This is a genomic window from Sorangium sp. So ce119 (assembly GCF_051524405.1).
Taxonomy (GTDB): domain Bacteria; phylum Myxococcota_A; class Polyangia; order Polyangiales; family Polyangiaceae; genus Sorangium; species Sorangium cellulosum_G.
This window is the reverse complement of the sequence record NZ_CP150310.1, coordinates 510,978-533,445: the sequence shown is the minus strand read 5'-3', so window position 1 is coordinate 533,445 and position 22,468 is coordinate 510,978. Positions and strand designations below refer to the sequence as shown.

General features: G+C 74.7%; 17 protein-coding genes. 11 read left to right on the top strand and 6 right to left on the bottom strand.

The features are described from left to right. Window positions 1–33: 33 nt before the first annotated feature. The 7 genes from WME76_RS02085 to WME76_RS02055 all read left to right on the top strand — a co-directional run bounded on the left by WME76_RS02085 (window position 34) and on the right by WME76_RS02055 (window position 3,824). Window positions 34–1,098, top strand: coding sequence for a tyrosine-type recombinase/integrase (locus tag WME76_RS02085; RefSeq protein ID WP_437958552.1), 1,065 nt, complete (start codon window positions 34–36; stop codon window positions 1,096–1,098). Next, the gene (locus WME76_RS02080) at window positions 1,089–1,553 is read left to right on the top strand and encodes a hypothetical protein (RefSeq protein WP_437958551.1); all 465 of its coding nucleotides are present in this window, start codon (window positions 1,089–1,091) and stop codon (window positions 1,551–1,553) included. Before WME76_RS02085 ends, WME76_RS02080 begins: the two co-directional genes overlap by 10 nt. 15 nt (window positions 1,554–1,568) lie before the next feature. Further along, complete coding sequence (locus tag WME76_RS02075; protein WP_437958550.1) at window positions 1,569–1,880, top strand: hypothetical protein; 312 nt, start codon at window positions 1,569–1,571, stop codon at window positions 1,878–1,880. Window positions 1,881–1,886: 6 nt separating this feature from the next. Continuing rightward, on the top strand, window positions 1,887–2,108 hold the full coding sequence (locus tag WME76_RS02070) for a hypothetical protein (RefSeq protein WP_437958549.1): 222 nt from the start codon (window positions 1,887–1,889) through the stop codon (window positions 2,106–2,108). A 1-nt stretch (window position 2,109) separates the two neighbouring features. Beyond that, entirely contained in the window at window positions 2,110–2,778 is a 669-nt protein-coding gene (locus WME76_RS02065; protein WP_437958548.1) for an AAA family ATPase, read from the top strand. Further along, entirely contained in the window at window positions 2,771–3,019 is a 249-nt protein-coding gene (locus WME76_RS02060; RefSeq protein WP_437958547.1) for a hypothetical protein, read from the top strand. The genes WME76_RS02065 and WME76_RS02060 overlap by 8 nt, the downstream gene beginning before the upstream one ends. 220 nt (window positions 3,020–3,239) lie before the next feature. Continuing rightward, window positions 3,240–3,824, top strand: a complete 585-nt coding sequence (locus tag WME76_RS02055) for a Uma2 family endonuclease (RefSeq protein ID WP_437958546.1) — start codon at window positions 3,240–3,242, stop codon at window positions 3,822–3,824. Window positions 3,825–4,114: 290 nt separating this feature from the next. On the opposite strand, the gene rd is transcribed toward WME76_RS02055, so the two are convergent. Both rd and WME76_RS02045 read right to left on the bottom strand, forming a co-directional pair. After that, window positions 4,115–4,279: a rubredoxin gene (gene rd / locus WME76_RS02050; RefSeq protein WP_061613696.1), complete on the bottom strand. Its 165-nt coding sequence runs from the start codon at window positions 4,277–4,279 to the stop codon at window positions 4,115–4,117. 160 nt (window positions 4,280–4,439) lie between these two features. Then, window positions 4,440–5,279 (bottom strand): SDR family NAD(P)-dependent oxidoreductase, encoded by an 840-nt coding sequence (locus WME76_RS02045; RefSeq protein WP_437958545.1) that lies wholly within the window; start codon window positions 5,277–5,279, stop codon window positions 4,440–4,442. Window positions 5,280–5,684: 405 nt separating this feature from the next. Between WME76_RS02045 and WME76_RS02040 the strand changes: the two genes are divergently transcribed. Both WME76_RS02040 and WME76_RS02035 read left to right on the top strand, forming a co-directional pair. Then, window positions 5,685–6,797, top strand: coding sequence for a cytochrome-c peroxidase (locus WME76_RS02040; protein ID WP_437958544.1), 1,113 nt, complete (start codon window positions 5,685–5,687; stop codon window positions 6,795–6,797). 51 nt (window positions 6,798–6,848) lie between these two features. Beyond that, window positions 6,849–10,415, top strand: coding sequence for an AAA family ATPase (locus WME76_RS02035; protein ID WP_437958543.1), 3,567 nt, complete (start codon window positions 6,849–6,851; stop codon window positions 10,413–10,415). A gap of 9 nt (window positions 10,416–10,424) precedes the next feature. Here WME76_RS02035 and WME76_RS02030 read toward each other — a convergent pair whose 3' ends face one another. The 3 genes from WME76_RS02030 to WME76_RS02020 form a co-directional block, all read right to left on the bottom strand. Continuing rightward, on the bottom strand, window positions 10,425–11,081 hold the full coding sequence (locus WME76_RS02030) for a hypothetical protein (protein ID WP_437958542.1): 657 nt from the start codon (window positions 11,079–11,081) through the stop codon (window positions 10,425–10,427). 56 nt (window positions 11,082–11,137) lie between these two features. Then, complete coding sequence (locus WME76_RS02025; RefSeq protein WP_437958541.1) at window positions 11,138–11,677, bottom strand: hypothetical protein; 540 nt, start codon at window positions 11,675–11,677, stop codon at window positions 11,138–11,140. 361 nt (window positions 11,678–12,038) lie between these two features. After that, window positions 12,039–13,439: a sigma 54-interacting transcriptional regulator gene (locus tag WME76_RS02020; protein WP_437958540.1), complete on the bottom strand. Its 1,401-nt coding sequence runs from the start codon at window positions 13,437–13,439 to the stop codon at window positions 12,039–12,041. A 236-nt stretch (window positions 13,440–13,675) separates the two neighbouring features. On the opposite strand from WME76_RS02020, the gene WME76_RS02015 reads away from it, so the two are divergent. After that, window positions 13,676–15,352: a hypothetical protein gene (locus WME76_RS02015; protein WP_437958539.1), complete on the top strand. Its 1,677-nt coding sequence runs from the start codon at window positions 13,676–13,678 to the stop codon at window positions 15,350–15,352. A gap of 20 nt (window positions 15,353–15,372) precedes the next feature. On the opposite strand, the gene WME76_RS02010 is transcribed toward WME76_RS02015, so the two are convergent. Next, window positions 15,373–18,651: a protein kinase domain-containing protein gene (locus WME76_RS02010; protein ID WP_437958538.1), complete on the bottom strand. Its 3,279-nt coding sequence runs from the start codon at window positions 18,649–18,651 to the stop codon at window positions 15,373–15,375. A 145-nt stretch (window positions 18,652–18,796) separates the two neighbouring features. On the opposite strand from WME76_RS02010, the gene WME76_RS02005 reads away from it, so the two are divergent. Beyond that, complete coding sequence (locus WME76_RS02005; RefSeq protein ID WP_437958537.1) at window positions 18,797–22,447, top strand: AAA family ATPase; 3,651 nt, start codon at window positions 18,797–18,799, stop codon at window positions 22,445–22,447. Window positions 22,448–22,468: the final 21 nt, after the last annotated feature.

The window sequence follows — 22,468 nt, the reverse complement described above, 5'->3', positions numbered from 1 at the left end:
CGGCGGCCGCGCCGGACGACGCGCGAGGAGGAGATGGTGCCGATCTATCCGAAGGCGGGGCGCCGCGGGACGTGGCGCGTGGTGATCTCGGTCAGGGGGAAGCAGCGGGAGTGGACCCTCAAGGGGCTGAAGGCGGAGGCGGAGGCCTTCGAGGCGCGAAAGCGCCTCGAGCTCGAGGCGGGCGAGCTCGCGGAGGTCAGAAGCGCGCCCACGTTCTCCGCCTTCTGCGCGACCCGCTACCGCCCTCACGCTGAGATGCACCTGAGAGCCTCGACCTGGAAGGTGCGCGTGTACCAGCTCGCGACCCTGATCGAGCACTTCGGGGAGCTGCGTCTCACCTCGATCAGCACGGACCACGTCGAGGCGTACAAGCGCCGGCGGCTCGCGGACGGCCGCCAGCCGCGCAGCATCAACAACGAGCTCGCCGTGCTCCAGGCCGTCAGCACGTACGCGCGCGAGATCCCGGTGCCGATCGCGCGGTTCGCGGTCCAAGCGCTCCCGGTCCGCGGCCGCGGGCGCGTGACGTTCTGGAGCGAGGCCCAGGTCACCGCGCTCTACGAGGCCCTCGAGGAGCAGTCGCCCGAGCTCCTGCCGATCGTCGTGTGCCTGATCAACACGGGCATGCGGAAGGGGGAGGCGCTCGCGCTCACGTGGGAGCAGATCGACTTCGCCCGCGGGCACATCCGGATCTGGCCGAACGAGGAATGGCAGCCCAAGGACAACGAGCCGCGCGAGGTGCCGATCGGCGAGGCGCTGATGCCGTGGCTGCGGCGCGAGCGGCGCTCGTCCACGTGGGTGTTCCCGTGCAGCACGGGCGAGCGCTGGCGCTGCTGGCCGAAGCTCCAGTTCGATCGGGCGCGCCGGGCGGCGGGGCTGCGCGGCGGGCCGCACACGGCGCGGCACACGTACGCCGCGCACTTCCTGAAGGCGGTGCCGGACATGTACCTGCTCTCGCAGGTCCTCGGGCACAGCGAGACGAGGACCTCGAAGCTGTACGCGCACCTCTTGCCGGAACACCTGGAGCGCGCGCGCGGCGCCGTCTCGCTGGTGCCGAGCCTGGGCGCAGCGGCCGCGGAGGCGCGGCGGAGATGGGGCTGACGATGGCGTATGCGAAGGGGACAGAGGTGTCGGTCGAGCGCTCGAAGGCGGAGCTCGACGGGCTGCTATCCCGGGCCGGCGCGACCCAGCGCGGCGTGGTGCAGGACGACGTCGCCGGGACCGAGACGGTGGTGTTCGCGATGGCTGGCCGGCATGTCCGCCTCGCGCTCCCGCTGCCGAAGCTTGCGTCGGTCGTCGTGCGGAGTCGGGGCAGGCGCTCCTGGGAGGAGGCGCGCCGGCGCGCCTGGGAGCAGCAATGCCGCGAGCGGTGGAGGGCGATGGTGCTGCTCGTGAAGGCGAAGCTCGAGACGATCGCGCTCGGCCTGTCGACGGTCGAGCGGGAGTTCCTGGCGGACCTCTACCTGCCGGACGGCAGCACCGTCGGGGAGGCGCTCCGGCCGCAGCTCGAGGAGGCCTACCGCTCGGGTTCGATGCCGAAGTTGCTCGGGCCGTGAAGGAGGGGAGAAGCCATGGACGCGTTTCCGCGCTGGCGGCGAGTGCTCTCGATGCCGAACGGCTCCGTGGTCGTGCTGTACAGGATCTGGAGCGCGTGGGTGCTCGGCGGGTCGTTCCGCGTGGTCGAGACAGATTTACGCGCGCTGTCGGAAGCCGCGGCGCCACGTCGGGGGCGTCGGCCGTTCTGGCTGCCGTGCGACGACGGCGAAGCATACGCGATCGCGAGCGTCGGGCCTGTCCGGTTCACGGGGCCTGAAGACGGCGTCCTCGTGGAGGTCGACCTGATTCGGCGAGTGCTCCACGTGCCGCTGCGAAGGATGGGGTGAGGAACCATGATCGAGAAGGTCGTCGCGGAGTGGGATAACGAGAAGGATCGCCTGGAGTGGCTCGAGAAGGACGCGCGCACGCGGGCGAAGCTGAAGCTCAGGGGCTACTTCATTCGGGCGCTGGAACTGCCGGTCGGCGAATGGGCCGAGCTCGACAGCTTCGTCGACGACGTCGTCGACGCTGCGATCGCCGGCGCGCTGCGGCAGCGCCTCGAGGAGGGACGTTGAGATGCCGACGCTGACGCTCGCGGTGCTCAACCAGAAGGGCGGCGTCGGCAAGACGACCCTGGCCTCGAACCTCGCGGCCGCGGCGCATCTGGAAGGGCGCCGGACGATGCTGCTGGACCTCGACGCGCAGGGGTCCGCGCTCGACTGGAGCGCCAGCCGGGAGGCGCCGAGCAGGCTGGACGGCCTCGCCTGTGCGAAGGCCGATCGCGCGCTCACCCTGCCGCGCTTCCGCGAGCTGACGACCGGCTATGACGTCGCCGTGCTGGACGGGCCGCCGCGGCTCGGCGACGTCACGCGCGCGGCGGCCATCGCGGCCGACGTGGTGCTCGTGCCGCTCCGCCCGGGAGCGTTCGACTGGTGGGCCGCGGCGGAGACGCTCGCGCTGCTCGACTCCGCCGACCTGGTGCGCGAGGAGCTGCGGCGCCCGCGCGCGCGGAGGGTGTTCCTGCTCAACGCGGTGAACGAGCGGACGCGCGGCGGGCGCGCGGCGCGGGACGCGCTGGCGTCCGTCGGCGAGGTCGCGCCGAGCCTCGGCTCCCGCGTCGCGTTCCCCGACGCCGCCCTCGCCGGCGAGTCGGTGCTCACGACGGAGCCAGGCGGGCAGGCGGCGGCGGAGGTCCTCGCCGTGTGGGGCGCGATCGCGGCGGCGGGAGGGCCGGCCGATGGGTGACCCGAAGCTGCGGCCGACCCGGCCGAGCGAGGCGCGCGCTGCGGTCGTCGCGGCGGCGCGGCAGTTCACGGGCGAGCAGGACCAGGTGCCGCTCAAGATCATGGTCACGGAGAAGACGCGGCTCGCGTTCAAGCGCGCGGCCGCGGCGCGAGGCATGAGCATGCGGCGCATGCTCCTCCTCTGGGCGCGCGAGGCCGGCGTCGACGTCGATGCCGTGGACCTGGCCGCCGAGGCCGAATGAGGCGCAGCACGAAGAAGAAGCTGCGGCGCTCCGCTCGCCGGGAGGTCCGCCGGTCGCCAGAGCCGGCCGTTCGGGAGCTCGCCGCCGGGATGCTCCTCATCAGGCGCGAGCCGAGGAGCAGACGCTTCGGGGAGGAGCTCCTCCGCGCGCTCGCCGAGCTGCGCGCCGATGGTCCAAATGTACCATTTGTACCATTTGTACCATCGGCTAAGCTGTGACCATGGGTCAGCCCGCCGAGAAGCGCCGCCGCGCGACGTACGCCGACCTCGAGGCCGTCCCGGCGACCAAGGTGGCGGAGCTCATCGGCGGCGAGCTGCACGTGATGCCGCGGCCGGCGCCGCGTCACGCGAACGCCAGCTCGGGCTTGATCGAGGAGGTCCGCGGCCCGTTCCAGCGCGGCCGCGGTGGCCCGGGCGGTTGGTGGATCCTGAACGAGCCGGAGCTGCACTTCCCCGACCCGGCGGCGCCGGGCGAGGTCGATGCGCTCGTGCCCGACGTCGCGGGCTGGCGCCGCAACCGCATGCCAGAGCTGCCTACCACGGCCCATTTCTCGCTCGCGCCCGACTGGATCTGCGAGGTCGTGAGCCCATCGACCGAGACGCACGACCGGAAGACGAAGATGCCGGTCTACGCGCGCGAGGGCGTTCGGCACGCGTGGCTGGTCGACCCGATCAAGAGGACGCTCGAGGTCTACTCGCTCGCCTCGCGCGGCTGGGTCCCAGTGGGGACGCATCGGGAGGCCGTGCGTGTGCGCGTCGAGCCGTTCGAGGCCGTCGAGCTCGACCTCGCCGCGCTCTGGGGGTAGCAGCTCACGCAGCGGTCTCGACGGCGTCGGAGTCGGCGTCCTTCGCCAGGCGCTCCGCGAACGCGACGCGAGCTCGGCGGCGGCGGCGCGCCGCGCGAGCCGCCCGGACAGACAATGACCGCCGCGGCCGGGCTTCTGGAGGCGCGGGCCCCCTCGGGCTGGCCAGGAACCGGCCAGGGATCTGCGGTCGCCAGGGGTCCGCAGGGGGTGCCGGGAGCCCTCCGGGAGGGACGCGGGCACGGTGGGCGGCCAAGCGACGTGCCCGTCCCGCCCTGCCCGCGCCTGCGTGCTCAGTCGTCGATCGGCTCGAAATCGGCCTTCGTCGCGCCGCAGTCCGGGCAAATCCAGGTGTCGGGCAGGTGCTCGAACAGCGTCCCCGGCGCGATGCCGGTGTCGGGGTCACCGAGCGCCGGGTCGTAGATGAATCCGCAGACGATGCACCGATATTTCTTCATCCGTCGTTCTCCTGAGGGGCCTGGCGAGCCGCGGACGACGCTACCACAAGGGCGGACGCCGCCACGGGCGATCCTGCCCGCGCCACGGCGCTCGACGCGCACCCGCCACGAGCCGCTCGCCGGCGCGACGTGAGGGCAGCCGCGGCCGCGACGGCGCGCCTCAGGGAGGCGCCGGCGCGCCGCGCACGGCGAGCTGCTTCTTGCGCAGCGCGCGCGCGATCGGCCCGTAGGCCAGCCGGAGGAGCCAGCGCGGGCAGACGACGCCGAGGTGCACGACGAACCACGCCACCAGCCCGGGCACCACGAGCGCGCGGCCCCGGTCCACCGCGCGGACGAGAGAGCGCGCGCAGCGCTCCGGCGAGATCGACAGGAGCGCGGGCGGCTCGAGGCCCGTGAAGTTGCCGGCCATCTCGTTGAACTCGGTCTGCACCGGGCCCGGACAGACCTGCGTCACCCGCACGCCGGTGCCGGCGAGGTCGAGGCGGAGCGCTTCGGTAAAGCTCGTGACGAAGTGCTTCGTGCCGATGTACGAGGCCATCCCCGGCCCGAACGTGAGCCCGAAGCCGGAGCTCACGTTCGCAATGGCGCCGCGCCCGCGCGACACCATCGGGACGACGAGCCGGTGCGTGAGGTACGCGAGGCTCGTCACGTTCAGCGCGATCATCTGCTCGGTCCGCGACCACTCGGAGAGGTCGAACACGCCGACGTCGCCGAAGCCGGCGTTGTTGACGAGGACGTCGACCTGCCCGACCTCGGCCGCGGCGGCGCGGAGCATCGCGTCGACGGCCGCCCGATCGGTGACGTCGCAGCCGAAGACGAGCACGGTGAGCTCCGGCCGCGTCGCCGCGAGCTCGGCGCGCAGCGCGTCCAGGCGATCCTTGCGGCGCGCCACGAGCACGAGCGCCCGGGCGCGGCGGGCGACCTCGTGCGCCACCGCGCGGCCGATGCCGGACGACGCGCCGGTGATGAGGACGACCCCGCTGTCGATCGGCGAATCCACGGCCGCAAGGGTTGCCCAGCCGCCCCCGTGCGCGCAAGGGCCCCCCTCGCCGCGCGGCCGCCGCTGCCCGGCCGCCATGCGGCGCGCGCCGCCCGCCTCGCCGCGCGCCGCCCGTCTCGCCTTGCGAAGATCGAGAAAACAAGGCGAGACGGGAGAGCGCACCTCGGGGTAGATAGGCGCTCAGGAGGCATCTCAGCCTCCATGGCGCTACCTTCAAGACCAAGAGTTGCAACCCCCCGGTAACACGCATCACCCGATCAGACGCCCCCCCGCGAGGCCGCCGCACAGCGCGCCTGAGTGCCGACGGCCCCGGCGGCGGATGGCGACGGAGCGGCCGCGGCGCGCGTTGACGTTCAGGGCGGCTACTTCTACCGTGGACCGCGTCCTCACGAGCCAGGAGACATCATGCGTTGGCCCTCTTCTCTCATCAGTGTGCTCCTCGTCGCCGCCGGGCTGGGCGCGTGCGATCGACAGGCGGATTACGAGTATCAGCCCCCCGCGGCATCGACCACGGGCAAGCCCGCCGCGCCGGCCGCGGGCGAGACGAAGCCGCTCGTCTTCAATCCGGACGACGTCAAGTCCTTCAAGGTCCTGCCCGCGAAGTTCGACTACGAGAAGAACCCGATCACCGATGAGAAGGTGACCCTGGGGCGGATGCTGTGGTACGAGGCGCGCCTCTCGAAGAACCACGATATCTCCTGCAACTCGTGTCATGACCTCTCGTCGTACGGGGTCGACAACAAGCAGTTCTCGTCGGGTCACAAGGGCCAGCTCGGCGGCCGCAACTCGCCCTCGGCGTACAACGCGGGCCACCACGTCGCCCAGTTCTGGGACGGCCGCGCGGTCACGCTCGAGGACCAGGCCAAGGGGCCTATCCTGAACCCCGTCGAGATGGCCATGCCGGACGAGAAGCGGGTCATCGCGACGCTCAAGTCGATCCCCGAGTACGTGAACCTCTTCAAGGCCGCGTTCCCCGAGGACAAGGAGCCGATCACCTACGACAACATGGCCAGGGCGATCGGCGCGTTCGAGCGCGGCCTCGTCACGCCGTCGCGCTTCGACAAGTACCTCAACGGCGACGACAAGGCCCTCACCGCCGAGGAGAAGACCGGGTTCCACAAGTTCATCTCGCTCGGCTGCCCGACCTGCCACACGGGCGTCGCCGTCGGAGGCTCGACGTTCCAGAAGCTCGGCCTCGTGAAGGAGTTCACCGGCCTCAAGGACTTCGGGCGCTTCGATCACACGAAGGACGAGAAGGACAAGTTCTTCTTCCGCGTCCCGAGCCTCAGGAACGTCGAGAAGACCTTCCCCTACTTCCACGACGGCTCGCTCGCGACGCTCGACGAGACCGTGACCAAGATGGCGTGGCACCAGCTCGGCGTGGAGGCCAAGCCGGACGAGGTGAAGGCCGTCGTCGCGTTCCTCAAGGCGCTCACCGGCGAGCTCCCGACCGAGTACATCAAGAAGCCCGAGCTGCCCCCGAGCACGCCGACCACGCCCAAGGCCGACCCCACGTGAGCTGATCCGATTGCGCCGGGAGGGCGGATCGGGTCTGCTCCGCCCTCCCGGATGAGCACGACCTCGGGCGACGACGGACGAGCCGCGCCCGCTCCTGAGGACGGAGCGGGCGCACCCGAGGACGGAGCGGGCGCACCCGAGGACATCGCGGGCGCGCGCGAGGGGCGCACCGCGCGGGCGCTCGTCTTCGTGCGCGAGCGCTTCGACGGCGCGTGCCTCGCCTTCCCGGTCGCGGCGCCGGACACCGCGAGCTTCGGCCGCGACGAGGACGTCCTCGTCGAGCAGCGGCTCTTCCTGCGCGAGCACGCGGCGCGCGCCCAGCCCGAGGCGATCTCCAGGCTCTCGTTCCCGCAGGGCACGGCCCTCCTCACCGTGGACGTCGCCGTCCCGCGCGAGGACCTGCCGCGCAAGCTGCGGCGCGAGGTGCCCGTGAGCTTCCCCTGCGTCATCGTGCCCGCCGGCGAGCAGGCGCGCGTCGGCGAGCGCGACGCGTGGGTGCTCGTGCCGGTCCTCGGCCACGCGTTCTACGTGGAGGCGGGCGCGCCGATCGAGCCGGCGATCCGGCGCGAGGTGCGCCGGCTCCTCGCCTCGCAGTCGCTGTCGACGTGGGACCACCTCGGGCTCCTGCCCGGGAGCGCGCACCGCCTGGAGGTGCTCCACGCCCCGCTGCCCGAGCCCGATCGCGCGCACCCCGGCCAGCGCGTCGCCTCCATCGCCGAGCGCGCGCGGCGGAAGAGGGCGGTGGACGCGCTCGTCTCGGTCGCGACCCCGCTCCACGTGGCCGCGCAGCGCAGCCCGCTCGCGGCGCCGCCGATCGCCTGCCGCGACGCGGAGCTCGCGCGCCTCGCCGCGCTGCTCGACGGCGAGGAGCGCCTCGGCGTGCTGCTCGTCGGGCCGGAGCACGCGGGCAAGACCGCGCTCATGCAGGCGTACGTCGCCCGCCAGACGCGGCTCGTCTACGCGACGTCGGGCGCGCAGCTCATCGCGGGCATGAGCGGGCTCGGCCAGTGGCAGGAGCGCGTCCACGGCGTGATGGAGGCCGCCGCCGCGCTCGACGCGGTGCTCTACTTCGAGAACCTCGACGACCTCCTCGCCGAGCGGGTCGACGGCGGCCACGTCGACCTCGCGGGCGCGATGCGGCCCTACCTCGACGAGGGGCGCGTGCGCGTCGTCTGCGAGCTCCGCGACGACCGGCTCGACGCGCTCGAGGGCCGGCACTGGGCGTTCTTCGCCGGCCTGAGCCGCATCCGGATCGAGCCGCTGTCGGCCGCCGACACCCGGAGGGCGCTCGCCGAGCGCGCCGAGCGCGACGCCCAGGTCGAGCCGCACCGCCCCGCCGTCGCGGGCGACGCGCTGACGGCGCTCATCGATCTCGCGGAGCGCTACCTCCCGTACAGCGCCTTCCCGGGCAAGGCCGTGCGCCTCTACGAGGACCTGCGCACCGTGCACGAGCGGGAGCGCACCGCGCAGGGCGAGCCGGTCACGCTCGGGCGGAGCGACCTCTACGAGCTGTTCTCGATGCGCACCGGCATGCCGGCGTTCCTGCTGCGCGACGACCTGCCGCTCCGGGTCGATCGCGTGGCGCGCGATCTCGGCGCGAGCGTCGTCGGGCAGGAGCGCGCGGTGCGCGCGCTCGCCGAGACGATCGCCGTGGTGAAGGCGGGGCTCTCGCCGCCGGACAAGCCGCTCGCGACGTTCCTCTTCGTGGGGCCGACGGGCGTCGGCAAGACCGAGCTCGCCCGCGCGCTCGCGGCGCTGCTCTTCGGCTCGCCCGATCGGCTCTCGCGGTTCGACATGAGCGAGTTCGCGAGCGAGGGCGCGGCCGATCGGCTGATCCGCGGGACCGACGGCGCGGGCGGGCTGCTCACGCAGCGCGCGCGCGAGCAGCCGTTCTGCGTGCTCCTGCTCGACGAGATCGAGAAGGCGCACCGGGCCGTGTTCGACCTCCTGCTCCAGGTGCTCGGCGAGGGGCGGCTCTCCGACGCGCGCGGCAGGACGGCCTACTTCCACAACGCGATCGTGATCATGACCTCGAACCTCGGCGCGGCGGAGCGGCGCGCGCAGGCGGGGTTCTCCGGCGGGCCGGGCGCGGGCTCCCCGGAGGAGCGGGCCGCGCTGGACGAGGCGCACTACCAGCGCGTCGTCGCGGGCGCGTTCCGGCAGGAGTTCGTGAACCGCGTCGATCGCGTCGTGCCGTTCCGGTCCTTGACCCGCGCGGAGCTCGCCGAGGTCGCCCGCCTCACGACGCAGCGCCTGAGCCAGCGCCGCGGGCTCTCCGAGGCGGGCGTCGCGCTCGAGGTGTCGCCGCGCGCGCTCGCGCGGCTCGCCGAGGACGGTCACGCGCCGGCCTACGGCGCGCGGGCGCTCCGGCGGCACATCGAGGAGCACCTCGCGGCGCCGCTCGCGCGGCTGCTCGCGCGGCTCGGCGGCGACGCGCGGGAGCTCACGGTGTGGGTCACCGAGGCCGGCGAGCCGGAGGCGCCGGCGCCGGTCGACGGCGCCGTGGTCGCCCGCGCGGAGACGCCCGCGCTCCGCCTCGAGGCGCGCCGGCGGCGCGCGGCGCGGGCGGCGCAGCGGGCGTTCGGCGTCGAGCAGGTGGGCGACCTCCGGCGCGAGGTGGACCAGTGGATGGGCCTCGCGCCGATCGAGCAGCTCCGGGAGCAGATCGACTTCCTGCTGACCCAGCTCAGCCTCGCGACCGGGGCGTCGCGCGACCGCCGGAAGGAGCTCGACACGTCGGCGCTGCAGGCCGAGCACCACCGGCTGAGCGAGCTCTGGGCGCGGCTCGCGAGCGCGCAGGAGGAGATGCACAGCGTCGAGGAGCTCGCGCTGATGGCGCTGCTCGAGGGCGAGGAGGTGCGCGAGCTCGCGGGCGAGGCGCGCGCGGCGTGGGAGGGCGTCCGCGAGGTGCTGCCGCGCGCGATGGTCGCGACGGAGGCGCGGCGCGACGCGATCACGCTGATCCTGGAGGAGCTCGACGACGGGGCGTTCGATCGGTGGCTCGCGCCGCTCCTGAAGGAGCTCCCGCGGCGGGGGTGGGGCGCGACGGTGCACATCGACGGCGACCGCGCCGGGCCCGGCGACGCCGCGTGGCCCGCGGGCCGCCGGTGGGGCCCGCCGCGCGCGCCGGGCGACGTGATCGAGGCGCTCGCCCGGCCGAAGCGCGGCTTCCGGAGCGTGCTCCTGCGCTGCACGGGCGCGTACGCGGGCGCGTTCCTGTCGCTCGAGCGGGGGCTGCACCAGATCGTCGTGAGCCGGCGGGAGGCTGGCGCCGCGCGCGACGCGTCAGCCGACGGGCGGCTGCACGTGTTCGTGCACTTCGTCGCGCACGCGGCCGACATCGCCGAGGATCAGTGGGAGCACCGGTCGCTCGCGCCGCCCCCCGCCGGATCGGCCGCGGCGCGGCGGCGCGGGGCCGCGGCGCGCGAGCACGACGAGGTCGAGGGCGCGGTGCTGATCGCGGGGCGCCGCGCGCGGATCGCCATGGATCCGGCGTGGTACTGGGAGCGCCTCCACGAGATCGCGCTCACGCACCTGCTCCTGTTCGAGGGCGAGGGGAGCGGGCTGGATCGGAGCGCGTACTTCAGCGCGGGCGCGGACGACGAGCGCCGGGACTGACGAGCGCCCTCACGGGCGCGCGCAGCTCGTGAACGCGATGTCCACCTGGAAGGGCCGGGTCGCGTCCTCCGGCACATCCAGGGCGGCGCTCTGCGCGCAGCGCATGCCGAGCGCGTGCGTCAGGTAACGCATGTACCCCGCCTGCGCCTCCGCGAAGCTCGCGAACTCGACCGTCGCGACGCAGCCGGACGTGCGGCACGAGAGCCGCTCGACCTTGCCGGCGTGCTCGAACTCCTCCGCGACGCGCGCGATCTCGGCTCGGAGCGTCTCGGTCGCGCCGCTCGACCAGGCGTCGTCGAGCGGCTCGGCCTCGAGCCGCGCTATCCGCTCGCGCTGCTCGGCGATCACGCGCCCGCGCTCGGCCTCGACCTCCGCGGCGTCGGGCGGGGGCCGCGCCGCGGGCGGAGGCTCCGGCGCGCGTCCTGAAGGCGCCACGGGCGGGGAAGCCTGGACCGTCGAGGCGCGCTCCGCCGCCGGGAGGACGCCGGCGTTCATGGGCAGCGCCGCGAGAGGCGGAGCTTCGTCGACGGCCGCCGGCGTCACGACGGAAGCCGGGCGGCCCGCCTTCGGGGCGAGCACGAGCGAAGAGATCACGGCGGCGGCGACGCCCACGCCGGCCGGCCACACGACGCGAAGCAGCGATGAGAGACGATGGACGCGCGACATGGTGCTCCTCCTCGACGATCGATGAACGACGGCCTTCAGCGGCTCTCCTGGCCCGCTCACCAGGTCTGGATGCCGGCGATCCTGCTGTTGCCCCCGGTGCCGCCGCGCGGGATCGAGATGACGAGCACCGGGTAGTTGTCCGCCAGCGCCGGGTTCCTGAGGTGGTTGATGTTGGCCGCGTCGAGGCTGCGCCCGATGAAGAAGCCGGTCTCGGTGTTCTGCGTGATCAAACCGGGGTTCGCACAAACGGCGGCCCCCCCTGCCCACGACGTCATGCAGACACGGGCGGTGACCTGACCACTGGTCTCGTTGTTCCCGTCGTACCCGTCGACGAAGATCGGCTGTCCCGAGTCGCGGAGCGCCGTCGGGATGGGGCAGTAAATGTTGCGCGCGGTGGACCACGCAAAGCCCCCGCTGCGGTTGGAGATGCCGTCGGCGCTGACCCCGTAGTCGCCGACATAGTCCGTCTCGAAGAGGCAGGCCGCGGCAGGCGTGGGCTCGCGCGCGTCGGCCGGCGGTGTGCCGAGCACGCTGAAGGACGCTGCTGCGATGGCCAGACCGGTCAGGACCCGAGCGAGGACGCGAATGCTTTTCATGAGGATCTCTCCGTAACAAAGGGCTGGTTGCAGTGGACGATCGCTCTCGTGCGATCGCGCCGTGGACATTGCACGGCTCGCGCCAACCCCCTTCACGGACAGACCCGAGCCGGCGCGGCGCGGTGCCCGAGCGGCCTTGCGCCTCTGTCCCTCCTCCCCTCCTGGATTGCCGGGGACCGTCGCTCCGCTCAGGCGCCCTCGACGAGCCTCCGCCGGGTCAGCGCGCCCTCGAGGTGGAACCTGCCCTCGAGGGTTCTGTTGCACCCGTTGCACGCCGTCTCTCCCGGGTGAGGCCGGTCGTGACACGGCGTCGTCGCGCTCGCGCGGCGCACGCCGGGTGTTGCGCCCGTTGCACCGGCGATCAGCCGCGAAACTGCTCCGGATCGATGCCGTACCGCTTGAGCCAGCGCTGGATCTGCATCCGCGCCTTGCCCATGGCTTCCGCCACGCGCGTGATGTTGCCCCGGTGCTCGCGCAGGAGCGCGAGCAGCTCCTCCCGCCGCGCGTCGTCCTCGCTCGGCGGCCGGGAGGCCTCGGCGCTCGCGCGCCGCACCGCCTCGGGCAGGTGCTCGAGCTCCACCCGCCTCGCCTCGCCGGCGAGCACCACGGACGTCTCCAGGCACTTCTCGAGCTCCCGGATGTTGCCGGGCCATGAATACCCGAGCAGGGCGCGCGCCGCGCCCGGGTGGAGCTGCACCCGGTCGGCCCCCGCCGCATCGAGGCGGCGCAGCAGCGCGGCGGCAAGCAGGCCGAGGTCCTCGCGACGCTCCCGCAGCGGCGGCAGATCGAGCCGGTGGCCCGTGAGGCGCGCGAGCAGATCCGCGCGGAAATCGCCCGAAGCGACCATCTGATCCAGCGGCCGGTGCGTGGCGGCGAGGACCCGCAGATCGACCGGCACGGCGCGCGTGCCGCCCACGGGGCGCACCTCGCGCTCCTGGAGCACCCGCAGCAGCGCCGCCTGGGACGACGCGGGCAGGTCGCCGATCTCGTCGAGGAACAGCGTCCCGCGATCGGCGCTGCGCACGAGGCCCACGCGATCCTCCGTCGCGCCGGAGAACGCGCCCCGGCGGTGGCCGAACAGCTCCCCCTCGACGAGCTCGCGGGGGAGCGCGCCGCAGTTGAGCGCCACGAACTCGCCGGACCGCCCCGAGAGCGCGTGGAGGGCGCGCGCGACCACCTCCTTGCCCGTGCCCGTCTCGCCCTCGATCAGCACGGAGATGGTCGAGCGCGCGATCGGCGCGATCTGGGCGAATTTGCGGCCCAGCGGGGGGAGCAGCGTCGCGAGGCCGGGCGCCGCCCCCTCGAGCGCCGACGCGTCGAACACCGCCGGCGCCCCCGGCGCGCTCGGCAGGGCGGCGCGGAAGACGAAGAACGTGTGCCCGAGCTCGATGACGTCGCCGTCGCGGAGCTCGGCGCGCTCTACCCTGGCGCCGTTGACGGAGCTGCCGTTCTTCGAGCCGGCGTCCTCGAACATCCAGCGCTGGAGCACCCGGACCAGGCGCGCGTGCGTCGAGGAGAGCCAGGGATCGGGCGCGCGCACGACAAGGCCGTGGACGGCGCCGGCGGTCCGCGCCTCGATGGATCGCGCGGCGCCGCGGCCCACGACGATCTCGCCGAGGCCGGCGAGCGCCACGCGGACGGGGGGCGCGAGCGGGCGGTGGCCCTCGAGGACGAGGAAGAGGTGCGCGCCCGACGCGCCGTCCGCCGCCGCCGGGAGAGCCGGCGTCGCGGAGATCGTTCCGCTGTCAGGGACCCGGGGCATCGGCGCTTCCTCTGCTTCCGCTACCCACCCTCCGCGCGGCCGTCAACACGCCGGCCCGGGGCGCGCGACGCCAGGAACGCCGGTGATCCGGGGTACTTCCCGCGACGTAGGCGGCCCGGCGTCGAGGGAACGCGGCCGACGCACCGCCGGCGCAACACGGCCTCGCGCGCGCAGGGGGGCGCGCCGGACCGGCGGGCACGGGCCTTGTAATGGCTGGGCGCATGAACCATCGGCGCATGACCCTTCGACCCCTCCTCGTCTCGCTCGCGCTCGTCCCCGTCGCCCTCGCTGCCTCGACGCAGCTCTCCTCGGCCAGAGACAGGATGCCGCGGAATGGGCTCAGCACCAGAGCCGTCCCGCGGAACCTCGGTTTCCTCAACGAGCTTCAGTCGCGCCGCCTCGCGCTCGTGCCCGCGCTCGAGGCCATCCTCGCGAGCCGGGGCCCCGGCGCCGGGTTCACGGCGACAGGCCCCGACAGCGAGAAGGAGCTCCTGAAGTACGTCGTCGGGTGCGCCATCGACCCCGGCGTGTCCGTCGCGGCCGGGGGCCACACCTGGAGCGGTGAGCTCGGGCTCTGCGGCGACACATCCACGCTCGGGAGCTGGATGAAGGACCCGGCGCAGCCCGGGTGCCTCGAGGCCGTCTCCGCCTGCGTCCTCGCGCGGGTGAACGCGCTCGGCAAGCAGGTCCCTGTCTCGATCCGCGACCAGGATGACAGGCTCACGCTCCTCGACGCGGTGCCGGTCCAGCGCGCGCTCCGCGAAGGGCCTTCGATCCAGAGCTTCGACGCCTGCGGTCACGGAGGGCCGCCGACCCTCCACGAGAACTGCGGCTGGACCGCGGGCTACGTCGGGATCTGCAAGCGCGGCAAGCGGGTGAGCCTGGAGCGCAGGGATCCGGTGAAGGAGCCGGTGATCGCGCGCGTGTGCAAGGGCATCCACGGCTGTGACCATGGCCTGGCCGACCGCTCGAACCCCCCGGGCTATCCGTTCCACTATGCGGGCTTCGTGGGAGGGTTCGGCGAGGACCAGCCGATCGAGTTCACGTGTCCCTGGGACGTGGGCGCCGCCCCGAGCGGGCACCTCGACGACACGTACTTCAGCGTGATGGTGGCGCCAGCCCACACGGGGTCTGTCTCGCCCCGAGCCATCAAGGCAAGGGCCGGCGCCACCATCACGTACCCGGCCGCGGAGCGGGAGGTGTTCACCTATGCGGAGGGCGCGTTCTACGGGGATATCTTCAAGGCGCCGCCGGCGAGCCATGCATCGGCAGGCGACGACGACGGGAGACACGCCTGCTACAGCGAGATCTGGTCCGAGGGCGAGGCGTACTTCACCGATCGGTTCTGCGCGGGTCGGGGCCTGGATTGCGAGCTCGACGCCCCGACCCTCCCCTGCCGACCTCTCGGCGCCTTCCCCCACGTCTGCGCGGCCACGGGCCCCGCGCCGGAGTCAACCTATCTCGACTGCAAGGAGGGGCCCTCCAGCACCTACCGGTGGGAGCACGGGGTCACCGTCTTCCTCAACGACCCGAGCGATCTCGCCAGCGGGCCGGAGGGCTGGGCGACCGTGTGCAGCCACGACAAGTGCACGACCGGCGCGGCGCTCGACAAGTGGTGCAGCCCGAGCGTGACGGAGGTCTGCGCCGTCGATCCCTACTGCTGCACGGTCGCCTGGGACAGCGTCTGCGTCAGCGAGCTCGAGAGCGTGGCGGGTAGCTGGGCGTGCCGCATGCACGACGGGGACTGCTCCCACCCGCTCTGCGCCACCGGCAGCCGATGCGAGCCAGAGCCGGACACCGCGACCTACTGCGTCTGGGAGGTCTGCGCCGCAGACCCTTACTGCTGCACGACCGCCTGGGACAGCGTCTGTGTCGGCGAGGTGGAGAGCGTGTGCGGTCAGACCTGCGAATGAGGCGAGCGCCCGCGCCCGGCTCACCGCGCCGCGCCGCGGGGCGCCTGGGCGAGCCGGCGCATCTCGGCCACCGCCGGGACGGGCTCGTCGGCCACGGACCACGCGTCGAGGACCTGCCTCGCGAGCCCCCGCGCCCGATCGCCGTCGCCGCGCCGGGCGGCGCGGCGCGCGGCGCGCACCAGCGCGAGGCTCGCCCCGTTGAGCTCCGCGGACCGGTCGGCGACCGCCGCGTCCAGGCGGTCGATGAGCTCGAGCTCCCCCGCGCGCTCGAACGCCTCCGCCATCGGCCCGGCGAGCACCTCGACGAACGGGCCCGGCGTCCGGAGCAGCGGGCGGAACGCGCGCGCCGCGCCCGCGAGATCGCCCGCCGCGTAGCGCTCGGCGCCCGCCGTGAAGGCGTCCGCGTCCGGGAGGGCGCTGTACGACAGCGGCTGCCGGAGCGCTCGGAACCGGGCGAAGCAGCGGCGGGAGACGGCGGGCGAGGCGTGCGCGCAGACGGCGGGCAGGCGCAGCGGCACGTCGAGGTGCGCGACGTCGAGCGGCGGGGGCTCGGGATCCAGGAAGCGCTCCACGATGACGTCGGCGACCTCCCGCGCGCGGCCGAGGACGAGCGCGATCTGCAGCGCGTGCCACGCGATCTCGAAGCGCTCCGCGCGGAGCCACCCGGCGTCGTCCGCGGAGACGACCATGGCCTGCCGCGCCCGCGCGAGCGCGGCGCCGAAGCGCGCCTCGCTCGCCTCGACGCGCAGCAGGAGGAGCTCGCTCCGGAGCCGGTGGACAGGGTAGCCGCCGCCCGCGAGCGCGAGCGCGATGCTCCGCACCTCCTCGCGCGCGCCGGCGGCGAGCAGCGCGTCGGCGAGGGTGCTGGCCACGTACGTGTCGAGGGGCGAGAGCGTGTAGGCGCGCCGGGCGTACGCGAGCGCGGCGGCCCGGTCACCCGAGCTCTTCGCGTGGAACAGCCACCCGTAGCTGTCCCAGGGCGCCCATGCCTGCATCGCGCGCAGCGCGACCGCGGCGCTCGAGGTGCCCTGCGTCACCGCGACGAGCTGGGGCCAGGGCGCGCAGAGCTCGCCGATCGCGTTCTCCGGCTCGGCCTGCACCGCGAGCATCGCCATCTCCTCGGCCCGCCTCGGGTCGGACGGCTGGAGGAGGCACGAGAGCGTCGCCGCGAGCGTAGAGCGGCCGAGCGCGGAGGTCTCGCGCTGGAAGCGCCGATCGAGCTCGGCGTTCACCGCCGGGTCGTCCGCGGATCGCGCGTTGTGCTCGACGCGCGCGCGCGCGGCGAGCCCGCCCGGTGACGCGGGATCCAGGGGAGGCAGCGCCACCTCCGGCAGCGGGAGGCCGAGCGTGTAGGCGCAGCGCCAGCGCTCGCCGGGCCCCATCTCCGCGAGCTCGGCGCTCCTCGCCGCGACCCGAGAGCATTCCTCGGGGAGCCCGCCCGCGTTGTGGCTCATGGCCAGGGCGAGATCGACAAGCGCGAGACCGTCGTCGATGTCACTAGCACGAGAAAAATCCGTCACAACAGGATCGAGCGCCGGCGCCGCCGGGAGCGAGCCCCGCTCGGCGAGGGGCGTCATCGCGTCGCGCACGGCCTCGTAGAGGGCGCGCCCGGCGCCGGCGGCGCGATCGATCTCGGCCCCGTCGGGTCGACGGAGGACGAGCGTGATCCGGAAGCCGGCGCCCTCCCGGACGACCTCGCCGTCGGCGTACGCCGCCGCCCGCCGGCGGGCCGCCTCGATCGACGTCGCGCGCGCGCCGGGCGCGGCGTACGGGTCCTCGGGGAACCTGTCGACGAGCTGCGCCGGGAGCGACAGCAGCTCCGCGGGGACGAGCGTGCGCGACGAGGATCCGCCGAGGATCACGCGCGCCCGCTCGCACACGGCGCCCGCCGCCGCCGCGCCGAGCCACCCGGCGGGCGCGTCGACGCCCGAGGCCTCCAGGATCGGGCAGGCGAGCACCGTCCCGGGGGCGGCGAGCGGAGAGGCCGCTGTGGGCGCCGTGTACGAGCGGGCGCCCGCGTCCTGCCGCGGCCGCGCGCCGGCGCCGAGCCACGCGCTGGCCCCGGCCATCACCATGGCCAGCGCGCCGCCCGCGACCAGCGCGCGCCGCCCCCACGGCGCGCGGCGGCGCGCCGCGACCGGCGCGGGCACCGTCGGCGCGAGCGGCTCGACGCTGTCGACCTGCGCTGTCGCGCCTCGCTCGGCGGCGCGCGCCCCGCCGCCGTCCGCCGTCAGCGTCCGGCCATCGCCCTCGCCGCCGGCGCGCGCCCCGCCGCCGTCCGCCGTCAGCGTCCGGCCATCGCCCTCGCCGCCGGCGCGCGCCTCGGCCGCGCCGGTCCCCACCTCCGCCGCGCGCTCGCCGCGCGCCTCCCCGGCGTTCGTGGGCTCGTCGCCGCCTCGGGGCACGTCGATGCCCCACACGTCCGCGAGCGCCTCGACCGCCGCGCGCGCGCTCGCGAAGCGGCCCGACGGATCGACGTGCGTCGCCTTCACGAACCAGGCGTCGAACGCGGGCGGCAGCTCCACGCCGCGCCGCGCCGCGCGCGCGCTCGCGCGCTCGCCGGGGCCTCGCGTCGTGACGAGCGCGAACGCGAGCAGGTTGTCGTGCTGGGCGAGCTCCTGCGCCCAGTACGCCTCTCCCGCGAGGAACGTGTAGGCGATCATCCCCAGCGCGTACCGATCCACGGCGGCCGTCACCTTCGCGCCCAGGAGCTGCTCCGGCGCCATGTACAGCGGCGTCCCCACGGCCGTGGCCGTCCCGGTGGCCGCCCCCTCGGCCATGAGCTTCGCCACGCCGAAATCGAGCACCTTGATCCGCGCCTGCCCGTCCTGCTCGGCGAGGAACAGGTTCCCCGGCTTCAGATCGCGGTGGATCACGGACGCCCGGTGCATCGTGTCGAGCGCCACCGCGGTCTCATGCAGGGCGCGCACCGCCTCGTCCGGCGAGAGCCGGCCCAGCCGCTGGAGCCGCTGGCTCAGGTCCTCTCCGCGAAGGAGCTCCATCACGAGGAACGGCGCGCCGGTCGCCTCGTCGACGCCGGCGTCCAGCACGTCCACGACCCCGCCGCCCCCCACCCGCGCCGCGAGCCTGGCCTCGAGCGCGAACCGCTCGCGCAGGTCCTGCCGCTCGGCGATGTGCGCGTGCATGACCTTGAGCGCGCAGCGCCTGTCGGTCTGCGCGTGCAGCGCCTCGTAGACCGCGCCCATGCCCCCCGCGCCGAGCCGCCGGAGCACGCGGTAGCGGCCCGCGAAGACGATGCCTTCGACGAGCCCCAGCCCGAGCGGCGCCTGCTCCTCCACGCCTGCAGGATGTCACGGAGCGCGCGCGCTGAGGAGCCCGCGCGGCCGGGCGATCCGGGTCGCCGCGGCGCGGATCGCCCGAGAAATCGAGCCGCAGCGGAGAGAGCGCGCGGGGGCCGCCGGGATCTCCACTACACTCGCCGCCGTGCACTTCACGATCCCGCTCTTCGAGCGGAGGACAGCGAACGTCGCGTGCGTGACGCTCGGCCTCGGCCCGAGCACGCGCTCGCGCGAGGGGCGGCACCCGGAGCGCGTGCGGCGCCTGCTCATCGAGGAGCTCAGGCCGATCTTCGAGAAGACCCGCGCCGCGCAGCTCGCGCGCTTCGAGGTGCCGCGCGGCATCCGGCTCGAGAAGGTGCGCCTCGAGCTCACGCTGTCCGGCGCCGGCCTCGCCGATCGCCGCAAGGTGAGCGGGCTCTGCCCCGTCGTGCTCGAGCCGCGCTGGGCCTCCGAGCACGAGCGCATCGTCTTCGCCTACCACCCCGCCCGGCAGGGCGACGCGGCGCCGATCCGCGACGACCTCCCGCTGGACGAGCAGCTCCGCGCCCTGTTCCAGGTCGCGTGGGCCGCGCTCGACGACGACGAGATCGCGGCGCTCTGGAGCCGCGGCAAGGAGCGCCTCACGACGCTGTCGTTCTCGTGCGCCCCGCGCTCGGCGCTCGCGGACCTGCCCGATCGGCCGGGCGACGACGACACCGGCGCCGACCCGGCGTTCCGCTGGAAGAAGCGCCGCGGCCTCAAGGTGCTGCCGGGCCTCGGCGTGAGCCTCACGCAGCGCGCGGCCCAGGGCGACCTCGACGGGGGCGCGCCGCGCTCGCCGCAGCGCGAGCAGCTCGCGCTGCTGCTCGGCGCCGGCAGGGCCCAGCCCGTCCTCGTCGTCGGCCCGCCCGGGTGCGGCAAGACGACGCTGATCCACCGGGCGGTGCTCGACCTCCTCGAGGCCGACGGGTACGCCGCGCACCGGAACCTCGACCGCGCGCGCGACGTCGTCGCCGTGAGCGGCCGCAGGATCATCGCCGGGATGAGCCACCTCGGCGACTGGGAGAAGCGCTGCGTCGAGCTGGTCGAGGACGCGCGCGGCCGGGGCGCGATCCTCGTGGTCGACGACCTCCACCACTTCGGCCGGATCGGGCGGTCGCGCGAGAGCGAGCGCTCGCTCGCCGACTTCTTCCGCGGCCCGCTCTCCCGCCGCGAGATCGTGATGGTCGGCGAGTGCTCGCCCGAGGCGTTCCGCCTGCTCGAGCAGGAGGCGCCGTCGTTCGCGGCCCTGTTCACGCCGCTGTTCCTCCCCGAGGCGACGCCCTCCGAGACCTTCCGCCTCATGGTGCGCGAGGTCCGCGCCCTCGAGCAGCGCCACGCCGCCCGCGTGAGCCCGTACGCGCTGCGGACCATCCTCGACCTCGGCGGCTCGCTGCTGTCGGCGCAGGCGCTCCCGGGCAAGGCCATGGACCTCCTGCGCGAGGTCGTCCGCGCGGCCGGGAGGCCCGCGCCCGCCGCGGAGCAGGCCGCGGCGCGCGGGCCGCGGCCGGTCGGCTCGCACGACGTGCTCCGGCTGCTGTCGCAGAAGACCGGCGTGCCGGGGCTGCTGCTCGGCGGCGACGAGCCGCTCGACGCCGGCGCGCTCGAGGAGGAGATCGGCCGGCGGGTCATCGGCCAGCCGGAGGCCGTGCGCGCCGCGGCGGACCTCGTGGCGCGCATCAAGGCGGGGCTCGTGGACCCGCGGCGCCCGTACGGGGTGTACCTGTTCACCGGGCCGACGGGGACCGGCAAGACCGAGCTCGCCAGGTGCATGGCGGAGCTCATCTACGGCGGCGCGTCGCGCCTCCTGCGCCTCGACATGAGCGAGCACAGCGGCCCCGACGCGCCGGCGCGGCTCATCGGAGACCGCTACGCGCCCGACGGGATCCTGACGCAACGGGCGCGGGAGCAGCCGTTCTCGCTCGTGCTGCTCGACGAGATCGAGAAGGCGCACCCGTCGGTGCACAGCCTGCTGCTCCAGCTCTTCGAGGACGGCCGGCTCACCGACGCGGCGGCGCGGCCCGCGCACTTCAACCACGCCGTGGTGGTGATGACCTCGAACCTGGGCGCGAGGGCGCGGCCCTTGCTCGGCTTCGGCGGCGCGGGGCTGCCCGAGGCGCGCGCGCTCGCGATGGCGGAGGAGGCGGCCCAGGAGGTCGCGCGGGCCGTGCGCGAGTTCTTCCCGCCCGAGCTGTTCAACCGGATCGATCGGGTCGTGCCGTTCCGGCCGCTGACGCCCGAGGTCGCGGTGCGAGTGGCCGAGAAGGAGCTCGACAAGCTGCTCTGCCGTCGCGGGCTCACGGAGCGGAGCGTCTTCGTGCGCCGGGGCGCCGGCGTGGCCGAGCGGATCGCGCGCGAGGCGTTCGTCGCCGAGGACGGCGCCCGCTCGGTGAAGCGGTTCGTCGAGGACGAGATCGGCTCGCTGCTGAGCGACGCGCTCGCCGGCGGCGCGCCCGCCGCGATGCAGCTCCTGCGCATCCACACGCGCGGCGCCCCCGCCGAGGACGGCGCCGCGTCGGCCGCCTCGCCTGCGCCGCCCTCCCCTTCCCCCGCTCCCGGTCCCTTCGTGCTACACCGCGAGGCGCTCGTGGAGGCCGAGCCCGCGGCCGCGGCGTGGGCGCTCGCGCCCCTCGTGGAGCGGCCGCTCGACGCGCTCGTGGCGGAGCTCTCGCCCCTGCTCGAGTTCGTCGACGCGCTCGAGCGGAGCGACGACCTCGCGCGCCTCTCGGAGCGGATCCGCTACCACCTCGAGGAGCACAGCCGCACCGCCGCGGCGGGGCCCGAGGCGCACGAGCACGCGGAGGCGGTCTACAACCTCGACGCGATGCGCGGGGCGATCCGGGCGTTCCGCGAGCGGATCGAGCTCGCCCGGCGGCGGAGCGGCGACGACGACGGCGAGCAGCGGCACCTCGACCTGGAGATGCAGCGGTTCCGGCACGTGGTCGTGGCCGACGAGTGGAGCCGCCACCGCGTGCGCCTGTTCCACCGGGGCCAGCAGGCGCGCCCGCTGCCGCGGCTGGCGAAGCAGGAGGTGCTCGAGTGCATCGCCGAGGGCCACGCGCTGCGGCGCGCGCTCCGCAAGGTGGACGAGCCGGGCCAGCACGCGGTGCTGATCGAGCTGCTCCGCGCCGCGAGCTTCACGGAGGCCCCGGCCGGGGGCCCCGCCGGCGCGCGCGACGCGGCGGAAGAGGGGCTCTTCGAGGCGCTCGCGCGCGCGTACGGCGAGGCGGGCGGCGAGGTCGAGGGGTGGGCGGGCGCGCGCTCCGGCCGCGCGCCGGAGGGCGATCCCCCCGTGCACGCCCACGCGCGCGCGGTCGAGCACGGCCGCGGGACGGCGGGGCTCGACGCGGCGCTCGCGAGCGGCCCGGAGCTGCTCGTGCTGAGCGTCGTCGGGCTGTGCGTGCGGGACTTCTTCGAGCTCGAGACGGGCGCGCACGTCTGGACGTCGCTCGCGCGCGGCCCCGAGGTGGTGCGGGTGCGCGTGCTGCCGGCGCTGCCGGGCCTCTCGCCCGCGGCCGCGGTCCGCGACCACCTCGAGCGGCAGGCGGCGTTCGACGAGGCGGCGCGGCGCGGGCGCGCGCTGCCGCCGAACCCGGCGGAGCTCCTGCCCGTGGTGCGGCGGATCCGGTTCGACCCGCCGCGCCGGCCGGGCAAGGCCGCGCCGATCGAGATCGAGGACTACGTCATGGGGTACGCCGAGGCGGCGCTGGTGCGGAGCCTGTCGCAGGCGCTCGCGCCGCTGTGGCTGCTCCGGATGAGCCGCGAGGACGTCGCGTGACCTGGCGTGACCGGCGCGTCG

Excerpts from the sequence above, each read along its gene's own strand:
- WME76_RS02085 (WP_437958552.1), top strand. The coding sequence starts at position 34 with ATGGTGCCGATCTATCCGAAGGCGGGGCGCCGCGGGACGTGGCGCGTG.
- WME76_RS02080 (WP_437958551.1), top strand. The coding sequence starts at position 1,089 with ATGGGGCTGACGATGGCGTATGCGAAGGGGACAGAGGTGTCGGTCGAG.
- WME76_RS02075 (WP_437958550.1), top strand. The coding sequence starts at position 1,569 with ATGGACGCGTTTCCGCGCTGGCGGCGAGTGCTCTCGATGCCGAACGGC.
- WME76_RS02070 (WP_437958549.1), top strand. The coding sequence starts at position 1,887 with ATGATCGAGAAGGTCGTCGCGGAGTGGGATAACGAGAAGGATCGCCTG.
- WME76_RS02065 (WP_437958548.1), top strand. The coding sequence starts at position 2,110 with ATGCCGACGCTGACGCTCGCGGTGCTCAACCAGAAGGGCGGCGTCGGC.
- WME76_RS02060 (WP_437958547.1), top strand. The coding sequence starts at position 2,771 with ATGGGTGACCCGAAGCTGCGGCCGACCCGGCCGAGCGAGGCGCGCGCT.
- WME76_RS02055 (WP_437958546.1), top strand. The coding sequence starts at position 3,240 with ATGGGTCAGCCCGCCGAGAAGCGCCGCCGCGCGACGTACGCCGACCTC.
- rd (WP_061613696.1), bottom strand. The coding sequence starts at position 4,279 with ATGAAGAAATATCGGTGCATCGTCTGCGGATTCATCTACGACCCGGCG.
- WME76_RS02040 (WP_437958544.1), top strand. The coding sequence starts at position 5,685 with ATGCGTTGGCCCTCTTCTCTCATCAGTGTGCTCCTCGTCGCCGCCGGG.
- WME76_RS02035 (WP_437958543.1), top strand. The coding sequence starts at position 6,849 with ATGAGCACGACCTCGGGCGACGACGGACGAGCCGCGCCCGCTCCTGAG.
- WME76_RS02030 (WP_437958542.1), bottom strand. The coding sequence starts at position 11,081 with ATGTCGCGCGTCCATCGTCTCTCATCGCTGCTTCGCGTCGTGTGGCCG.
- WME76_RS02025 (WP_437958541.1), bottom strand. The coding sequence starts at position 11,677 with ATGAAAAGCATTCGCGTCCTCGCTCGGGTCCTGACCGGTCTGGCCATC.
- WME76_RS02020 (WP_437958540.1), bottom strand. The coding sequence starts at position 13,439 with ATGCCCCGGGTCCCTGACAGCGGAACGATCTCCGCGACGCCGGCTCTC.
- WME76_RS02015 (WP_437958539.1), top strand. The coding sequence starts at position 13,676 with ATGACCCTTCGACCCCTCCTCGTCTCGCTCGCGCTCGTCCCCGTCGCC.